General features: G+C 72.8%; 14 protein-coding genes. 8 read left to right on the forward strand and 6 right to left on the reverse strand.

The genetic code is table 11. The features are described 5' to 3' along the window. Positions 1 to 135 precede the first annotated feature (135 nt). On the reverse strand, positions 136 to 2835 hold the full coding sequence (gene ppdK, locus BJY14_RS08560; protein ID WP_179843112.1) for a pyruvate, phosphate dikinase: 2700 nt from the start codon (positions 2833 to 2835) through the stop codon (positions 136 to 138). 330 nt (positions 2836 to 3165) lie between these two features. Here ppdK and BJY14_RS08565 point away from each other — a divergent pair, with 330 nt between their 5' ends. Then, complete coding sequence (locus BJY14_RS08565) at positions 3166 to 5052, forward strand: glycoside hydrolase family 15 protein (protein WP_312879072.1); 1887 nt, start codon at positions 3166 to 3168, stop codon at positions 5050 to 5052. A gap of 113 nt (positions 5053 to 5165) precedes the next feature. Beyond that, on the forward strand, positions 5166 to 6194 hold the full coding sequence (locus BJY14_RS08570) for a septum formation family protein (RefSeq protein ID WP_179843113.1): 1029 nt from the start codon (positions 5166 to 5168) through the stop codon (positions 6192 to 6194). A 55-nt stretch (positions 6195 to 6249) separates the two neighbouring features. On the opposite strand, the gene secD is transcribed toward BJY14_RS08570, so the two are convergent. Further along, positions 6250 to 8520, reverse strand: a complete 2271-nt coding sequence (gene secD, locus BJY14_RS08575; RefSeq protein ID WP_179843114.1) for a protein translocase subunit SecD — start codon at positions 8518 to 8520, stop codon at positions 6250 to 6252. A gap of 63 nt (positions 8521 to 8583) precedes the next feature. After that, a complete protein-coding gene (locus BJY14_RS08580) occupies positions 8584 to 9024 on the reverse strand; it encodes a hypothetical protein (RefSeq protein WP_179843115.1) in 441 nt (146 codons plus the stop codon). Between the two features lie 302 nt (positions 9025 to 9326). Between BJY14_RS08580 and BJY14_RS08585 the strand changes: the two genes are divergently transcribed. Further along, positions 9327 to 10004 (forward strand): hypothetical protein, encoded by a 678-nt coding sequence (locus tag BJY14_RS08585; protein WP_179843116.1) that lies wholly within the window; start codon positions 9327 to 9329, stop codon positions 10002 to 10004. 128 nt (positions 10005 to 10132) lie between these two features. Here BJY14_RS08585 and BJY14_RS08590 read toward each other — a convergent pair whose 3' ends face one another. From BJY14_RS08590 to BJY14_RS08600, 3 genes are all read right to left on the reverse strand, one after another. Further along, entirely contained in the window at positions 10133 to 11521 is a 1389-nt protein-coding gene (locus BJY14_RS08590) for a glycine--tRNA ligase (protein ID WP_179843117.1), read from the reverse strand. 169 nt (positions 11522 to 11690) lie between these two features. Further along, on the reverse strand, positions 11691 to 13058 hold the full coding sequence (locus BJY14_RS08595; protein WP_179843118.1) for a DUF1906 domain-containing protein: 1368 nt from the start codon (positions 13056 to 13058) through the stop codon (positions 11691 to 11693). A gap of 143 nt (positions 13059 to 13201) precedes the next feature. Continuing rightward, positions 13202 to 13486 (reverse strand): antibiotic biosynthesis monooxygenase family protein, encoded by a 285-nt coding sequence (locus tag BJY14_RS08600; RefSeq protein ID WP_179843119.1) that lies wholly within the window; start codon positions 13484 to 13486, stop codon positions 13202 to 13204. A 28-nt stretch (positions 13487 to 13514) separates the two neighbouring features. Between BJY14_RS08600 and BJY14_RS08605 the strand changes: the two genes are divergently transcribed. From BJY14_RS08605 to BJY14_RS08625, 5 genes are read left to right on the forward strand one after another with little or no spacing between them, the layout of a single operon-like run. Further along, positions 13515 to 13823 (forward strand): DUF6703 family protein, encoded by a 309-nt coding sequence (locus tag BJY14_RS08605; protein ID WP_179843120.1) that lies wholly within the window; start codon positions 13515 to 13517, stop codon positions 13821 to 13823. 32 nt (positions 13824 to 13855) lie between these two features. Next, positions 13856 to 14803, forward strand: coding sequence for a metal ABC transporter substrate-binding protein (locus BJY14_RS08610; protein WP_179843121.1), 948 nt, complete (start codon positions 13856 to 13858; stop codon positions 14801 to 14803). Next, the gene (locus BJY14_RS08615) at positions 14800 to 15516 is read left to right on the forward strand and encodes a metal ABC transporter ATP-binding protein (RefSeq protein ID WP_376769997.1); all 717 of its coding nucleotides are present in this window, start codon (positions 14800 to 14802) and stop codon (positions 15514 to 15516) included. The genes BJY14_RS08610 and BJY14_RS08615 overlap by 4 nt, the downstream gene beginning before the upstream one ends. Beyond that, entirely contained in the window at positions 15513 to 16415 is a 903-nt protein-coding gene (locus BJY14_RS08620) for a metal ABC transporter permease (protein WP_179843122.1), read from the forward strand. Before BJY14_RS08615 ends, BJY14_RS08620 begins: the two co-directional genes overlap by 4 nt. Then, positions 16412 to 16798 (forward strand): Fur family transcriptional regulator, encoded by a 387-nt coding sequence (locus tag BJY14_RS08625; protein WP_089312674.1) that lies wholly within the window; start codon positions 16412 to 16414, stop codon positions 16796 to 16798. Before BJY14_RS08620 ends, BJY14_RS08625 begins: the two co-directional genes overlap by 4 nt. Positions 16799 to 17004 lie beyond the last annotated feature (206 nt).

Consider the following 17004-nt stretch of genomic DNA (forward strand, 5'->3'; position numbering starts at 1 on the left):
TTCCGGCATGTGCGCCAGGTTCGCCAGGACGGCGTGTCATCCGTCCCACAATCCCGGCGGCCGGTCCGGGCGTGCGGTGGCCGGCCGCCGGGCGGGACGTCAGCGACAGCCGCTGACGTCCCGCCGGGCGGGACGTCAGCGGCTGTCGCTGCCCCCTGACGCGTTCGCGGCCTCGATGGCCGCGCGGCCCGCCTCCAGCCGCGCCACGGGGATGCGGAACGGGGAGCAGGACACGTAGTCGAGGCCGACCTCGTGGCAGAAGTGCACCGAGTCGGGGTCGCCGCCGTGCTCGCCGCAGATGCCGAGCTTGAGGCCGGGGCGCGCCCTGCGCCCCTCCTCGGCGGCGATCCGCACGAGCCTGCCGACGCCCTCGCGGTCGAGGGTCTCGAACGGCGACACCCCGAAGATCCCGAGTTCCAGGTAGCGGGAGAAGAACGCCGCCTCGACGTCGTCGCGGGAGAAGCCCCAGGTCGTCTGGGTGAGGTCGTTGGTGCCGAAGGAGAAGAACTCGGCGGCCTCGGCGATCTGCCCCGCGGTCAGCGCCGCCCGGGGCAGCTCGATCATCGTGCCGATCAGCGCCGGCACGTCCACCCCGGTCGACTCCCGGACCGCGGCGAGGATGCCGCGCGCCTCGTCCCGGACGGCCTCCAGCTCCTGGAGCGCCCCGACCAGCGGGATCATGATCTCCGGGCGCGGGTCGCCGCCCGCCCTGCTGCGCGCCGCCGCGGCCTCGGCGATCGCCCGCACCTGCATGGCGAACAGACCGGGAATCACCAAACCGAGCCGCACGCCGCGCAGGCCCAGCATAGGGTTCTGCTCGTGCAGTCGGTTGACTGCTTCGAGCAGTCTCCGGTCCTTGGCGTCCGCTTCGTCGCCCGCGAGCGCGACCCTGACCGACAGCTCGGTGATGTCGGGGAGGAACTCGTGCAGCGGCGGGTCGATGAGCCGGATGGTGACGGGCAGTCCGTCCATCGCCTCGAAGATGCCCTCGAAGTCGCTCTTCTGGAGCGGCTCCAGGGCGTCCAGCGCGGCCTGCCGCCCGTCGTCGTCCTCGGCGAGGATGAGCTTCTCGACGAGCTGCCGCCGGTCGCCGAGGAACATGTGCTCGGTGCGGCACAGCCCGATGCCGGCGGCGCCGAACCGGCGGGCCCGGGCGGAGTCCCCCGGGTTGTCGGCGTTCGCGCGGACCTTCAGCGCGGCCCGCGCGTCGGCGTGCTCCATGACGCGGTGCACGGCCTTGACCAGGTCGTCGCCGTCCCCGGCCGGAAGCTGCCCCTCGAAGTAGCGGACGACGGGCGAGTCCTCGACGGGCACCTCCCCGAGGTAGACCTCGCCGGACGACCCGTCGATCGAGATGACGTCGCCCTCCCGGACGGTGACGCCGCCGGGCGCGGTGAAGTGGCCGCCCTTGACGTCGACGTCGAGCTCCTCGGCGCCGCAGACGCACGTCTTGCCCATGCCGCGGGCGACGACCGCGGCGTGCGAGGTCTTGCCGCCGCGGGAGGTCAGGACGCCCTTGGCCGCGACCATGCCGGCGAGGTCGTCGGGGTTGGTCTCGCGGCGGACGAGGATCACCTCCTCCCCGCGTCCGGCCAGCTCCACGGCGCGCTCGGAGGTGAACACCGCCTTGCCGACGGCCGCGCCCGGCGAGGCGTTCATGCCCTTGGTGATCTTCTGGACGCCGTCCACCCGGTCGGAGAAGCGGGGGAACATGAGCTGGGCGAGCTGGTCGCCGGTGACGCGCCGGGCGGCCTCGTCCAGGTCGATGAGCCCCTGGTCGAGCAGCTGGCAGGCGATCCGGAACGCCGCGCCGGCGGTCCGCTTGCCGACCCGGGTCTGCAGCATCCACAGCTTCCCGCGCTCGATCGTGAACTCGATGTCGCACATGTCGCGGTAGTGGTTCTCCAGCGTCTCCATGATTTCGAGAAGCCGGTCGTAGGACGCCTTGTCGATGCGCTCCAGTTCCTTCAGCGGGACGGTGTTGCGGATGCCGGCGACGACGTCCTCGCCCTGGGCGTTCTGCAGGTAGTCGCCGTAGATGCCCTGCTGCCCGGAGGCGGGGTCGCGGGTGAAGGCCACGCCCGTCCCCGAGTCCAGGCCCATGTTGCCGAAGACCATCGAGCAGATGTTGACGGCCGTGCCGAGGTCGACCGGGATGCGCTCCTGCCGCCGGTAGAGGATGGCGCGGGGCGCGTTCCACGAGTCGAACACCGCCTCGACCGCCAGGTCCATCTGCTCGCGCGGGTCGGTCGGGAACTCGCGGCCCGCCTTCTCCCGTACGATGACCTTGAACCGGTCGACGAGCTCCCTGAGGTCGGCGGCGGTGAGGTCCCCGTCGTCGTCGCTCCCCCGGGCCCGCTTGACGTCCTCGACGGCGTCCTCGAACAGGTCGCCGTCGATGTCCATGACGGTCTTGCCGAACATCTGGATCAGCCGGCGGTAGGAGTCCCAGGCGAACCGCTCGTCGCCCGCCTGCGCGGCGAGGCCGTGCACGGACTCGTCGTTCAGCCCGACGTTGAGGACGGTCTCCATCATGCCCGGCATGCTGAACTTGGCGCCGGACCGTACGCTGACCAGGAGAGGGTCGTCGCTCTGGCCGAGCTTCTTGCCCATCGCCGACTCCAGGGCGGCCAGGTGGCGGTTCACCTCGTCCGCCAGGCCGTCCGGCAGGCTCCCGTGCTCAAGGTAGTGCCGGCAGGCCTCCGCGGTGATCGTGAACCCCGGCGGCACGGGCAGCCCGAGATTGGTCATCTCGGCCAGGTTGGCGCCCTTGCCCCCCAGGAGATCCTTGAGGTCCTTGTTTCCCTCAGTGAAGTCGTACACGAACTTCCGCACGGGGAGCTCCTTCTCGCTCCGGTTCCACCCAGTGGCAGTTCCAGGCCCGCCTCCGCGGGGCGCGCCGCACCGCGTCACCCCAGGCGGCGGCGGGTCCGCTGCCCTGTTTGCCGGGACTGTACCCGCGAACCCGGGACTTGCTCGGCGCCCGGTGCGCCGAGGGGAGTTTTCCCAGCTCAGACTGCGGATAGTGGTCTATTCCAATAGGGAGACCAGGGACACACCGCTGTCATCCGCCCTCCCCGGGGACCCCGTCCCCCGGGAGGCGGCCCGTACCCAAGACATGCCCATCGCGCGTGAGAGGGAATGATGAATCAAGGAGGTGACGTTGTGAGGCCGAAGGTCGCCGGCGGCCGGGCGGGAGATCCGTTCGCCCCCATCGCCGATTTCGGGTTCCTGTCCGACTGCGAGACGACCGCCCTGGTCGCGCCCAGCGGAAACATCGAGTGGATGTGCCTGCCCCGGATGGACTCGCCCAGCGTGTTCGGCTCCATCCTGGACCGCGACGCCGGATACTTCCGGGTCGGCCCGGCGGGCGTGGAGGTGCCCGCCGCGCAGCGCTACATCCCGGGAACCATGGTGATGGAGACCACCTGGTGGGTGCACGGCGGCTGGCTCGTGGTGACGGACGCGCTGCTCATGGGCCCGTGGCACCACGAGACGGAACGGTCCCACACGCACCGCAGGGCGCCCACCGACTACGACGCCGACCACGTCCTGTTGCGGATGGTGCGGTGCGTGAACGGGCAGGTGCAGGTCCGGCTCGACTGCATGCCGGTGTTCGACTACGGGCAGACGCCGGCGCGCTGGGAGCACACCGGCTCCGGCTACCACGAGGCCGTCGCGCGCGGCAACGGCGTCGGGCTGCGCCTGTCCACCGACATGAACGTCGGGTTCGAGGGGTCGCTCGCCACGTCCCGGACGCTGCTGAAGCAGGGCGAGTCCAGGTTCGTGGCGCTGTCCTGGAGCGAGCACGCGGCGCCCTCGTCGTGGGAGGAGGCGCAGGACCGGCTCGTCTGGACCGTCCACCACTGGCAGCACTGGCTCGACCGGGGCCGCTTCCCCGACCATCCGTGGCGCAGCCACCTGCAGCGCAGCGCGCTGACCCTGAAGGGCCTGACGTTCGCCCCGTCCGGCGCGGTCGCGGCCGCGGCGACGACGTCGCTGCCCGAGGCGCCGGGCGGCGACCGGAACTGGGACTACCGCTACACCTGGATCCGCGACTCCACGATGGCCCTCTGGGCGTTCTACACGCTCGGCTACGACTGGGAGGCCAACGACTTCTTCTACTTCATCACCGACGTCGCCGAGGCCGCCGAGGGCAAGCTGCAGATCATGTACGGGCTGGACGGGCGCGAGGAGCTGCCCGAGTCCACGCTCGACCACCTCACCGGCTACGACAACGCCCGCCCGGTGCGCATCGGCAACGAGGCGTACATGCAGGCGCAGCACGACGTGTGGGGCGCGATCATCGGCTCCATCTACCTGTTCGTGCGCAAGCGGGACCGGCTCGACGACCGGCTGTGGAAGATCGTCGTCAAGCAGGTCGAGGACGCGCTCGCCAACTGGCGCACGCCCGACTGCGGCATGTGGGAGGTGCGCGGCGAGCCGCAGCACTTCACCTCCTCCAAGGTGTTCTGCTGGGTCGCGGCCGACCGCGGGGCGCGGCTCGCCCGCATCCGCGGCGACCAGGAGCGGGCGCTCCGCTGGCAGGCCGCGGCCGACGAGATCCACGCCGACGTGCTCGCCAACGCGCTCGACGAGCGCGGGGTCTTCACCGCCCACTACGGCGCGACGGCCCTGGACGCCTCGGCCCTGCTGATCCCGCTGCTCGGCTTCCTGCCGGCCGACGACAAGCGCGTCCGGGAGACCGTCCTCGCCATCGCCGACGAGCTGTCGGAGGACGACCTCGTCCTGCGCTACCGCGCGGGCGAGACCGACGACGGGTTCGAGTCGGACGAGGGCACCTTCACGATCTGCTCCTTCTGGCTCGTCAGCACCCTGGTGATGGTCGGCGAGCTGGAGCGGGCCCGCGCCCTGTGCGAGAAGCTGCTGTCCTACGCGAGCCCCCTGCAGCTGTACGCCGAGGAGATCGACCCCCACACCGGCCGCCACCTCGGCAACTTCCCGCAGGCGTTCACCCACCTGGCGCTGATCAACGCCGTCATGCAGGTGATCAGGGCGGAGAACTCCTCGGACCAGCCGCCCCTGGCCTGACCCCCGGACCCGTGGCCGGGCCCGTCCCCGGCCACGGGATTCCTTGATCACGAGTGGGCGACGACCGCCCCGAATCACGGGTTCCTCCAGGTCGTCCGGCCTACGGTTTCGCCGTGACCACGCCACCACCCCCTGACGACGTCCCGGGGACGCCCGCGCCGACCCCCGCCTGGGCGCCCCCGGACACGCTCGCCTCCACGCCGGAAGCCCCCGCGGCCCCGTCCTTCGAGACGCTCCCCGCCGCTGAGCACGGACCTGCTCCCCTGGTCGGAGGACCGCCGGAGCCGGTACGGAAGAAGCGGATCGCCATCGTCCTGGCCGCCACCGCGGTCCTGGCGCTGGCCGCGGTGGTCGCAGGCTCGATCGTCTGGCCGAGGCTCGACGCGTCGGACCGCGACCGGAAGGGCCGCGAGGTGGCGGCCTCGGGGCTGCGCGCCGGCGACTGCTTCGAGGGCGGCGCCGTGAAGCCCACCGACACGGTGACGGTCGTTCCGTGCACGCGGCCCCACACCAGCGAGGTCGTGGCCCGGCCGGTCCTCCCCGACGAGCCGTACCCGGGCTCCATGGAGGTCTATCTGCAGGCCAAGGAACTGTGCTCGGTGCGTGGCATGTACCTCATGAAGAGCCGGCACTACGAGGACCTCGAAGCCATCCTCCTCGGTGGCGACGAGCAGCTCTGGGCGAAGGGCGACCGATCAGTGACATGCGTCATGCACTACCGGGGCACCGCGGGGCCGCTCACCACGCCGCTCGCGAAGACCATCGACCCGAGCCGCAAGTTCTACCAGGAACTGCAGGTGGGCGACTGCGTGGCGAAGGGGCGGTCGGAGGTCCCGCTGAGCATCACCGTCGCCTGCACCGAACCTCATGAGAGCCAGGTGTACGCGACCGGCTGGATCGAGCTGGACGCGGAGTACGCGCCCGGTGACTTCCCGCCCTATCCCGGCCAGAGCGCCATGGAGAAGAGGGCGGGCCGCCTCTGTGACGAGCAGGGGCGGAAGATCCTCGCACACGACTCGCTCCCGGATGGCCTACGACTCGGCTACCTCGCACCGGACAAGGTCAACTGGCGCGAGGGCATCCTGGCGATGGTGTGCCTGGTTCAGTCGGCGGCTCCGCTGCGGCGGTCCGTGCTGCCCTGACCGTGCGGTCCGCGACCGCCGCGCTCGGGACGGCGAGCGCGGCGGTCGCGGTGGGTCAGACGACCGCTCCCGAGCTGTCGGGAGTACGGCGGACCGGTCTGGACTTCTGCTTGCGCTGGGGCGGCGGGGCCTTGGTGTGGCGCTCCAGGACGACCGCCAGCGGCGTCGCGGTGAAGACGCTGGAGTAGGTGCCGACGACGATGCCGATCAGGAGCGCGATGGCGAAGTCCGTCAGGGAGTCGCCGCCGAGGACGGCCAGCGCCGCCAGGATGAACAGGGCGCCCACGCCGGTGTTGATCGTCCGCGGGACGGTCTGCAGCATGCCGCGGTTCGCGATGTCGGCGAACCGGCCCTTCGGATTCGCGGCCCACATCTCCCGGACGCGGTCGAACACCACGACCGAGTCGTTCACCGAGTAGCCGATGATCGTGAGCAGCGCGGCGAGGAAGACGCCGTCGATCGGTTTGCCCAGCCAGGCGAAGATCCCGGTGACGATCGCGATGTCGTGGAACATGGCGAGCACCGAGCCCGCCGCGAACGTCCAGCGGAACCGGAGCGTCAGGTAGGCGAGCTGGGCCAGCAGGGCCACGCCGAGGGCGATGAGGGCCTTGGTCCGCAGCTCGTCGCCGAGGCTGGGGCCGATCAGCTCGTCGCGCTGCTTGGCGGCGCCGCCGCCCTCCTTCGCGAGGGCGTCCTGGATGCGCTTCTCCTCCGCGTTGCTCAGGTCGGCGGTCCGGACCGAGATGTCGTCCTTCCCGGAGGTCTGGACGACGGCGCGCGGGAACCCGGCCTCGGCGACGGCGGCGCGGGCGGTGTCGATGTCGACGTGCCTGGAGGTGGAGTACTCGACCAGGCGCCCGCCGGTGAACTCCACGCCGAAGTTCAGGCCGCGGGCGAAGATCCCCGTGACGGCGAGGACGACGGCGAGCGCGGACAGGCCGAGCCACAGCCGGCTGCGCTTCATCAGGTCGGGGCCGCTCTCCTCCAGCCATCGCCGGATGCGGCCGGCGCCACCGATCCCGCCCGCCCTGCCCTTGCTGAGCCGGGGCATGCGGGCGGCGGCGGCGTCGGTGAGGACCCGGCTCAGCAGCATCGCGGAGACGAGGGACCCCAGCACGCCGATGACCAGCGTGACGCCGAAGCCCTTCACCGGCCCGGAGGCCAGGAAGAACAGCAGGCCGGCGGCCAGCACGGTGGTGGCGGCCGAGTCGGCGATCGCCGACCAGGCCTTGGTGAACCCGACGGCCAGTGCGGTCCGCGCGCTGCGGCCCGGTGCCGCGGCGCGCTCCTCTCTGGCGCGTTCGAAGGCCAGCACGTTGGCGTCGATCGCCATGCCGATGGCCAGGACGAACCCGGCGAGGCCGGGCAGCGTCAGGGTGGCGCCGACCGCGACGAGGGCCCCGTAGGAGATCAGCGCGTACCCGGCGAGCGCGACCGTGGCGAGCAGGCCCGCCAGCCGGTAGACGGCCACGATGAACAGGCCGGTCAGGATGATGCCGATGACGGCGGCTCGGGCGCTGGCGTCGATCGCCGCGTCGCCGAGCGTCGGGCCCACCACCCGCTGCTCGATGATCTTCACGGGGACGGGCAGCGAGCCGCCCTGGATGAGCGCCGCGAGGTCCTTGGCCTCGGAGGGGCTGAAGTCCCCGGTGATCTGGGTGGAGCCGCCGGTGATGCCGACGCCGCAGGCGACGCTCTCGGTGACCTGCGGCGAGGAGATCACCTTGCCGTCCAGCACGATGGCGACGCGCCGCTCGTCGCCGGCCGCGCAGGCGGCCTTGGCGGTGAGCCGCTCCCAGGTGGCGCCCCCGCCGCCCTTGAACCGGACGTCGACGGCCCAGCCGCCGAGGTTCTGCGGGTCGTAGGAGGCGCTCGCCGAGCCGATCCCGGCGCCGGTGAGCGCCGCGGGGCCGATCAGGATCCGCTGCCCGCTCTCGTCGGGGATCAGCTGCTGCCCCTGCGCGGGCGCGCCCGCCCCGGCCAGCACCGGGTGGGCGGTGAGCTGCGCGGTCTTGCCGATGGCCGCGGCGGCGCGGGTCGGGTCCTGGACGTCCGGCAGCTCGACGATCAGCCGCCGGTCGCCGGACCGGGTGATGGACGACTCGGCGACCCCGAGCGCGTCGACGCGCCGGTGCAGCACCTCGCGGGCGCGGTCGGTGGACTCCCGGCCGGCCTTCACGGCCGGGGAGTCCTGGGTCTCCAGGACGATCTGGGTGCCGCCGCGGAGGTCGAGGCCGAGGCGGGCGGGTTTGGACCAGGCGAAGTAGAACGATGTGGCGAGCACGGCGAACGCCAGTACCGCCCGCACCACGTTGGCGCGAGTCAAGGGGAACCTCCACGCGGGGACGTCGGCACCGCACGTCGGCGTGCGGCACCGGGGAAAGAGAGCTCAGATCCCTGCGGAGGCGGGCGGGGCGCGCCCGCGCGGGGCGCCCCGCGGCGCGATGTCGGGCGCGACGTGCGCGGCGGCGGCCCGGGCGAGGCGCCCGGACGGCGGGCGGACCTCGTCGCCGGAGGCGGGAGGCGTCGCGTGCTCGGGGTGGGCGTACGGCGCCGCGGCCCCCGCCGCGTGCAGCGCGGTGGCGGCGATGGCGCTCTGCGTGCGTCCGGCCGTGCGCGTCTTGGTGGCGGTCCGGGTGCGGGCGGGCCCCTGGTGCACCGCCCCGATGCGGACGCCGGAGATCGTGCCGGTGGAGGACGCCCTGCCCTGCACGCCGCCGGCGGGCATGCCCGCGCCGACCGGCCCGGCGACGAAGCCGAGGAGGCCGAGCACGACGACGAGCAGCCGTGCGGCGGGCCGCCGGAAGGCGGGATGGCGCGCGTCGCCCATTCCGCCCTCCTCCCCCGGTCTCCGGCGGGTCGCTCGCCCGCCCGTTCCCGCCAACCTAGCCCACGTTCGCGCGGCCCGGCGCCGCCGTCCGGGCTCAGCAGGGGTTTCCCGCGAAGGCGGGTCAGTCAAGGCGGGCGGGCGTGACAAAGCCCTGGCCCGCCCCCGGCCGTACGGCCTTACCAGCAGACACTGGCGGGTGTCCCGATCCGGCCAGGCCGCAGTCGTCCGCCCGCCATTGCCCCCGCGATTTATGCGAATTACTTTCGCGTATGCCCACCCCGAACCGGACAGAGGAGTCTCCGGTGGCACGAATCAGACAGACCGCGATCGTCGGGACCGCCGCACTGGCCGTCCTCGCCGCGGGGGTCGCCCCCGCGTACGCAGCGGGCACGACCATCCGCAAGGGCTCGGCCACGGCCGCCGCCTACTCCGGCAACGTGCAGGCCTCGCTGCTCGGCACCGCGACGGTCAGCAGCTCGCTCGGCAGCGGCTCCTGCAGCCAGTCGACGATGACCGGCTCCATCAACTCCGACGGCACCGGGCTGAACGTCAGCTCCGCCACCTTCACCGGCACCGGCGGCGGCGCCTGCACCGGCAGCACCAGCGCGACGATCACCTCGCAGAACCTGCCGTGGACGGGCGGCAACGTCACCTTCGACTCCGCCCACACCGGCGGCCGCGACGCCACCGTCACGATCGCCAACTTCAAGGTGAAGGCCGTGATCAACCTTCTCGGCGGCGTCACCTGCGTGTTCGGCGGCAACCTCACCGCCAACGGCTACAACGGCAACAACGCCTCGCGGCCGGTCACCAGCAGCAGCGAGGCACAGGTCGGCGTGCAGAACGCCACGGTCAACAAGCAGTCGGGCAGCAGCTTCCTCTGCCCGTCCACCGCCAGCGTCACCGCCACGTACGCGCTGCGCGGCGAGACCGTCGCCGGGTCCGGCACCTTCAACCAGTCCCTCTACGTCACCAGCTGACCGGAGGCTGGAGTGGAGCTCCCGAAGAGGCGGTGATCCCCCTCACGACGTGCTCCCAGGAAAGGACGGGCCGCCCCGCACGCGGGGCGGCCCGTCTCGCCGTCATCCGGGCGTCGCCCGGCCCCGGGTCAGCAGCCGACGAGCTGCGCCGCGAGGAACGACTCGACCTGGCTGAGCGCGATGCGCTCCTGGCTCATCGAGTCGCGCTCCCGGACGGTCACCGCGTCGTCCTCCAGGGTGTCGAAGTCGACGGTGACGCAGAACGGGGTGCCGATCTCGTCCTGGCGGCGGTAGCGGCGGCCGATGGCGCCGGCGTCGTCGAAGTCGACGTTCCAGTTGCGGCGCAGCTGCGCGGCGAGGTCGCGGGCCTTCGGGGACAGGTCGGCGTTGCGCGACAGCGGCAGCACCGCGACCTTGACGGGGGCGAGCCGCCGGTCGAGCCGCATGACGGCGCGCTTCTCCAGCTTGCCCTTGGCGTTGGGCGCCTCGTCCTCGGCGTAGGCGTCCATCATGAAGGTGAGCGTGCAGCGGTCGACGCCCGCCGCGGGCTCGATCACGTACGGGGTGAACCGGTCGCCGGACTCCTGGTCGAAGAACGACAGGTCTGTGCCGGACGCCTTGGAGTGCGTCGTCAGGTCGTAGTCGGTGCGGTTGGCGATGCCCTCCAGCTCGCCCCACTCACTGCCGACGAAGTCGAAGCGGTACTCCACGTCGACGGTGCGCTTGGAGTAGTGCGACAGCTTCTCCTGCGGGTGCTCGAAGAGCCGCAGGTTCTCCTTGCGGATGCCGAGGTCGACGTACCACTGCATGCGCTCGTCGATCCAGTACTGGTGCCATTCCTCGTCGCTGCCGGGCTTGACGAAGAACTCCATCTCCATCTGCTCGAACTCGCGGGTCCGGAAGATGAAGTTGCCGGGCGTGATCTCGTTGCGGAACGACTTGCCGACCTGGCCGATGCCGAACGGCACCTTGCGGCGCGCGGACTGCTGGACGTTCAGGTAGTTGATGAAGATGCCCTGCGCGGTCTCGGGTCGCAGGTAGGCCAGGCCCGACTCGTCCTCGACGGGGCCGAGGTAGGTCTTGAGCAGGCCGTTGAACATCTTCGGCTCGGTGAACGAGCCCTTCACGCCGCAGTTCGGGCACGAGATGTCGGCGAGGCCGTTCGCGGGCGGGCGGCCGTGCTTCTCCTCGTAGGACTCCTCCAGGTGGTCGGCCCGGAAGCGCTTGTGGCAGGACTGGCACTCGGTGAGCGGGTCGACGAACGCCTGGACGTGGCCGCTGGCCTCCCAGACCTCGCGGGCCAGGATGACGCACGAGTCGAGGCCGACGACGTCGTCGCGGCCTTGCACCATCGACTTCCACCACTGGCGCTTGACGTTGTTCTTCAGCTCGACGCCGAGGGGGCCGTAGTCCCAGGAGGCGCGGAGCCCGCCGTAGATCTCGCTCGACGGGTAGACCAGGCCCCGCCGCTTGGCGAGGTTGACGATCGTGTCCAGCACATCGGAACGGCGTGCCATCGAAAGATTCTCCATCCGGCTGGCGGTCGGCGGGAACAGTGAGTGCGCCCCGGTCCCGCGGCGACGGCGGGCGGCGGCGAGTGTGATCCCCGGTGATGTGCTCCGGGGCGGCGGCGCCGCCGCCGGAGAGTGGCCCCCAGCTTAGGGCACGGGGGCCCCTGAGCAGGACTTAGTAAACGCGCCCGTCGGCGATGTCGCTGTCGACGTTCAGGGTGACCCCGCCGTGCGTCTCCCGGTGGCCGCCGCGGTACTGCTTGACGCGGCGGTGCGGCGCCCACCAGGCGTCCGGCATGAACGGGTCGCCGTAGACCTTGGCCCTCCGGTCCCAGTTGGCGAACCAGACGCAGGTGGGCTTGCTGATCGAGGACCGTCCCACGTCGCGGATGCCGGACTTGGAACTGCTGTAGAGGCACGGCTGGTAGCCCTCGGTCTTCAGCCGGTCGACCCAGTTGTCGACGAACCGGAGGACGGCCGCCCTGCAGGAGCTCTTCTTGTGGTTGTAGGCCTCCATGTCGTAGTAGAGCGGCTTGCCCCGCGGGATGCCGAGGGCCCTTGCCCGGCGGGCCGCGTCGACGGCGGCCAGGGTGCCCTGCGAGGCGGCGCTTCCGGCGGAGAAGCGCTGCGGGCGGCTGCCGCACGGCGCCTGGAGGCCCACGTAGGTGGCGGTGAGGCGGTAGCCCATGGCGCGGACCTGCCTCACCCACGACGCGGTGAGGTTGGGCTGGGCGCATCCCCGCGCCGCTCCGCCGATGTAGATGTTGGTGACCTTGAACGAGGGCCGCCAGGCCCTCATGGTCGCCAGGGACGGGGCCGTGCAGGTGTCGAACCCCTTGCCGCGCACCCACGAGCGCTCCAGCGCGATCCCCTGGCCTGCCGACGGGCTCTCGGCGGGCGCCGGGCCGTCCGTCGGCACCGGGCCCCCGCTCGGCGCCGTCCCCTCGGCCGGCGCGGAGGGGACGGTGGTCGCCACCCGGCGGACGTCCGGCTTGGACGGCGCGGCGGTCCACCGGCCGGACAGCCGGGTGCCGCGCAGGATCCGCTGGAGCCCGCCGGGGTCGCTGCCGTACACGCCGGTGATCGTGACCCCGGCCTCGGGGAGGGTGAGGCGCGTCTCGTGGTCGACGGTCCGGGGCACGGTCAGCGAGGCGAGCTTGTCGGCGTGCACGACGGTCCGCGCGGTCCGCCCGTCCCCCGCGGGCTGGATGTGGACCGCCTCGGTGCGGCCGACGGCGCGGGCCGGGCAGTCCGGCTGCGGGCCGGGACGGCCGAGGTAGACCGCGTGCCGGTCGTAGCGGACGCACAGCGACGGATGCCGGTCGAGCCGGTGCACCTTCCAGCCGGCCGGGACGGGGACGCGCAGCCCCCGGTACTCGACCACGCGGCCGTGCGGGCTCCCCTCGCTCCCGGCAGGCCCCCTCAGGGACTGTGCGGCGGCCTGATGGGCCGCGGGCCGCGCGGGGGACGCCCCGGCGACGGTGAGGGCGGCGGCGACGGCCGCCGCCCCGGACGACACACTGAACAGGACGGCATGGCGCATCACAGCTCCCCCGCAGGCCACGGCATGATCATCTGCCGCAAGGATGACCTGGGCGGACGCGCCGAAACCGGGAGGGGTCGCTTCTTGACCGCCGATTGCCCGCATACTGACCGGGCCCGCCGGGGGACGGCCCGGACGGCCGCTCAGGCGGAGGAGACCACCTCGTAGGCGCCGGGCTCGTCCACGGCGAAGGCGGCGAGGGGCATGAACCGGAGCCGCACGTCGTAGGCGCCGAGCGCGCGGCGGTAGTGGCCCGCGCCGTCCCACTCGGTGACGAGGGCCCACAGGCCGGGGTCGTCGACGGTCCGGGCGAGGCGGCCGGAGCGGAAGCCGGTGCTGGCGGCCAGCGCCGCCAGCACCGCGGTCATGCCCTCGGCGAAGCCGCCGGACTCCTCGTCCGGCACCCGGTACCGGGTTATCGCGATCATCCGTCCATCCTGGCAGTACGTTGGGCGTGTGGAGACGAGAGGTGAGCGCGCGACGGGACTGCGGGCGGCCGTCGAGCGGCGCAGCGCGACCGCGGTGGTGTTCCTGCACCGGATGCCGCGGTGGGTCCTGCTCGTCGCCGTGTTCGTGCTGCTGGTGATCGGCATGGCCGGGACCGGCTGGGTGGCCGCGGCCGGGCTGCTGGTGCTCGCCGCCGCGCTCGGCTGGTTCGCCTACCTGAACTGGCCCGCGCTGGACGGGTCGGGCAGGGTCCTGCGCCTCGCGGCGCTGGCCGTCCTGGTGGGGTTCGCCCTGGGACGCGGCATCGGTCGGTTTTGACAACCGTTTTCATCTTCGTCCATAATCGCACCGTGCCCCCTCTCCGCGCAGCCCTGCGAACCGCCCCGGCGGCGCTCGCCCTGGCCGGGCTTGCGGCGGCCCTGACGGGCTGCGCCGGCGCCGACGCGGACGTCCCACCCGGCAGGACCGCGGTGGTCGCGTCCTTCTACCCGATGGCCTGGCTCGCGGAAGAGGTCGGCGGCGGCGACGTGCACGTCCGGACGCTCACCAGGCCCGGAACCGAGCCGCACGACCTGGAACTGACGGCGCGGCAGGTCGCGAACGTCCAGGACGCCGACTACGCCCTCTACGTCAGGGGCGTCCAGCCCGCCGTGGACGACGCGGTCCGCAAGCACGCGAAGGGCAGGTCGCTCGACGCCGCGAGCCTCGTGCCGAAGCTGCCCCCGCCCGGCGAGACCGACGACGAGGAGGCCCACGACGGCGTCCGGCACCGCGAGGCGTCCTACGACCCGCACATCTGGCTCGACCCGAGCCGGATGGCGACCGTCGCCACCGCCCTGGGCGAGCGGCTGGCCGCCGCCGACCCCGGCCGCGCGGCCGGCTACCGCACGCGCGCCCAGACGACCGCACAGGCGCTGAACGGCCTCGACCGCGAGTTCCAGGACGGCCTGCGGTCCTGCGCGCGCCGGGAGATCGTGACCGCGCACGCCGCGTTCGGCTACCTCGCGGACCGCTACCGCCTCCGGCAGATCGCGGTCGCCGGCGTGGACCCGTCCGGCGAGCCGGCCCCGAAACGGCTCGCGGAACTGTCCCGGCTCGTCTCCTCCACCGGCGCGACCACGGTCTTCACCGAGACCCTGGCCAGTTCGAAGGTGGCCGGGAGCCTGGCGCGGGAGGCGGGCGTGCGGACGGCCGTCCTCGACCCGGCCGAGGGCGTGGCGGACGGGGCGTCCGGCGACTACCTGACGATCATGCGAGAGAACCTGCGGACCCTGCGGCCCGCGCTGGAGTGCTCATGAACGCGTCCACCGCCCCGCCGCTGGCGATGACCGGCGGCCTCGTCCGCCGCGACGGCCGCGCGGTGCTCACCGGCGTCGACCTGCGGGTGGAGGCCGGCGACGTGCTCGCCGTCCTCGGGCCGAACGGGGCGGGCAAGTCCACGCTCGTCAAGGCGCTGCTCGGGCTCGTCCCGCTGGCCGCCGGCCGGACGGAGATCTACGGCGAGCCGCCCGCGCGGTTCCGCGACTGGAGGCGGATCGGCTACGTGCCGCAGCGGCTGCCGATGGGCGGCGGCGTGCCGGCGACGGTCCGCGAGGTCGTGGCCTCCGGCCGGGTGGCCCGGCGGTCGCGCTGGCGGCCCGCGCCGCTCGCCGACCGGGCGGCCGACCGCGCCGCCGTCGACCGCGCCCTGGAGACGGTCGGGCTCAGCGGGCGGGCCCGCGACTCGGCGCACCTGCTGTCGGGCGGCCAGCAGCAGCGGGTGCTGATCGCCCGCGCCCTCGCCGGCGAGCCCGACGCGTTCGTGATGGACGAGCCGACCGCCGGCGTGGACGCGGGCAGCCAGGCGGCGCTCGCGTCGGCGCTGCACGGGCTGGCCCGCGCCGGGCGCACGGTCGTCCTCGTCGCGCACGAGCTCGGGCCGATGGAGCCGCTCGTCACCCGCACGGTCGAACTCGGGCACGGCCGCGTCGTCCGCGAGACCGCCCGGCAGACACTCGAAAGGCCCGCGTGACCGAGATGCTGCAGTACGACTTCATGCGCGTCGCCCTGGTGATGGCGGTGCTCATCGGGCTGACCGCCCCCGCCGTGGGGACGTTCGTCGTCCAGCGCAGGCTGTCCCTGCTCGGCGACGGCGTCGGCCACATCGCGCTGACCGGCATCGGGCTGGGGCTGCTCACCAGCACCTCCCCCGTCCTCGGCGCGCTGGTGGTGTCGGTGCTCGGCGCCGTCGCGATCGAGGTGCTGCGAGCGCGCAGCCGCAGCGGCGCGGACGTCGTGCTCGCCCTGCTGTTCTACGGCGGGCTGGCGGGCGGGGTCATCCTGACCAGCGTCGACGGCGGCGGCTCTGCGGGCCTGCAGTCCTACCTGTTCGGCTCGATCAGCAGCGTGACGGTGAACGACCTGTACGTCGTCGCGGGGCTCGCCGCGGTCGTGCTGGCGATCGTCGCGGTGTTCGGGCGCGAGCTGTTCCTGCTCTGCCAGGACGAGGAGGTCGCGCGGGCGGCGGGGCTGCCCGTCCGGTTCCTCAGCGTGCTGATCGCCGCGACCGCCGCGGTCACGGTGGTGATCTCGATGCGCGCGATCGGGCTGCTGCTCGTCAGCGCGCTGATGGTCGTCCCCGTGGCGGCGGCGCAGCAGCTCACGCGGGGATTCTGGAGCACGATGCTGGGCGCGATGGGGATCGGTGTACTGTCGGCCGTGGCGGGCCTGGCGGGTTCCTTCCAGTACGATCTTCCCCCGGGCCCCTCGATCGTGTTGCTGGCGCTCGCGGTGTTCGTGGCCGCGGTCGCCGGGGGCTCGGTGGTGCGCCGCAGGCGCTCCCGCGCCGCGGCCGGAGCCGTCGCCGCGGGGGACGCAGGGCCCGGCGCCCCGCCGCGCGTGGATGCCGAGGCGGAGGTGCTGAGGGGATGACGACGGCCCGCCGGGACGCGGTACGGCAGGTGCTGGCCGGCTGCGAGGGGTTCCGCAGCGCCCAGGACATCTACGCCGACCTGCGCGCCGACGGTTCCAAGATCGGCCTCACCACCGTCTACCGGGCGCTGCAGGCGCTCAGCGACGCGGGCGAGGTCGACGTGCTGCGCACCGACGAGGGCGAGGCCGTGTACCGCGCCTGCCGCACCGAGCAGCACCACCACCACCTGGTCTGCCGCGACTGTGGCCGGACGGTCGAGGTCGAGGGGCCGGCCGTGGAGCGCTGGGCGGACACGATCGCCGCCGAGCACGGCTTCGTCGACATCACCCACACCGTCGAGGTCTTCGGGACGTGCGCGAACTGCGCCGCGAAGCCGTCCTGAAGCCCGAAAACCCCCCGCGCCCGCAGGTCCCGGCCCGAAGCCGCTCCTGAACTCGGACAAGCCCGGTATTTCACACGCTCCGTAGGCAATTCTTGTCAAATTGCTACATCTACTTCCCAGTAGCCCTATGTCATAAATGTCCCGTCGCCACGGCGGGCCCGACGGAGGGTCCTCGGGGGAGCGTGGCGCCCGCACGAGAGGGCGTT

This window comes from Actinomadura luteofluorescens (assembly GCF_013409365.1).
GTDB lineage: Bacteria > Actinomycetota > Actinomycetes > Streptosporangiales > Streptosporangiaceae > Spirillospora > Spirillospora luteofluorescens.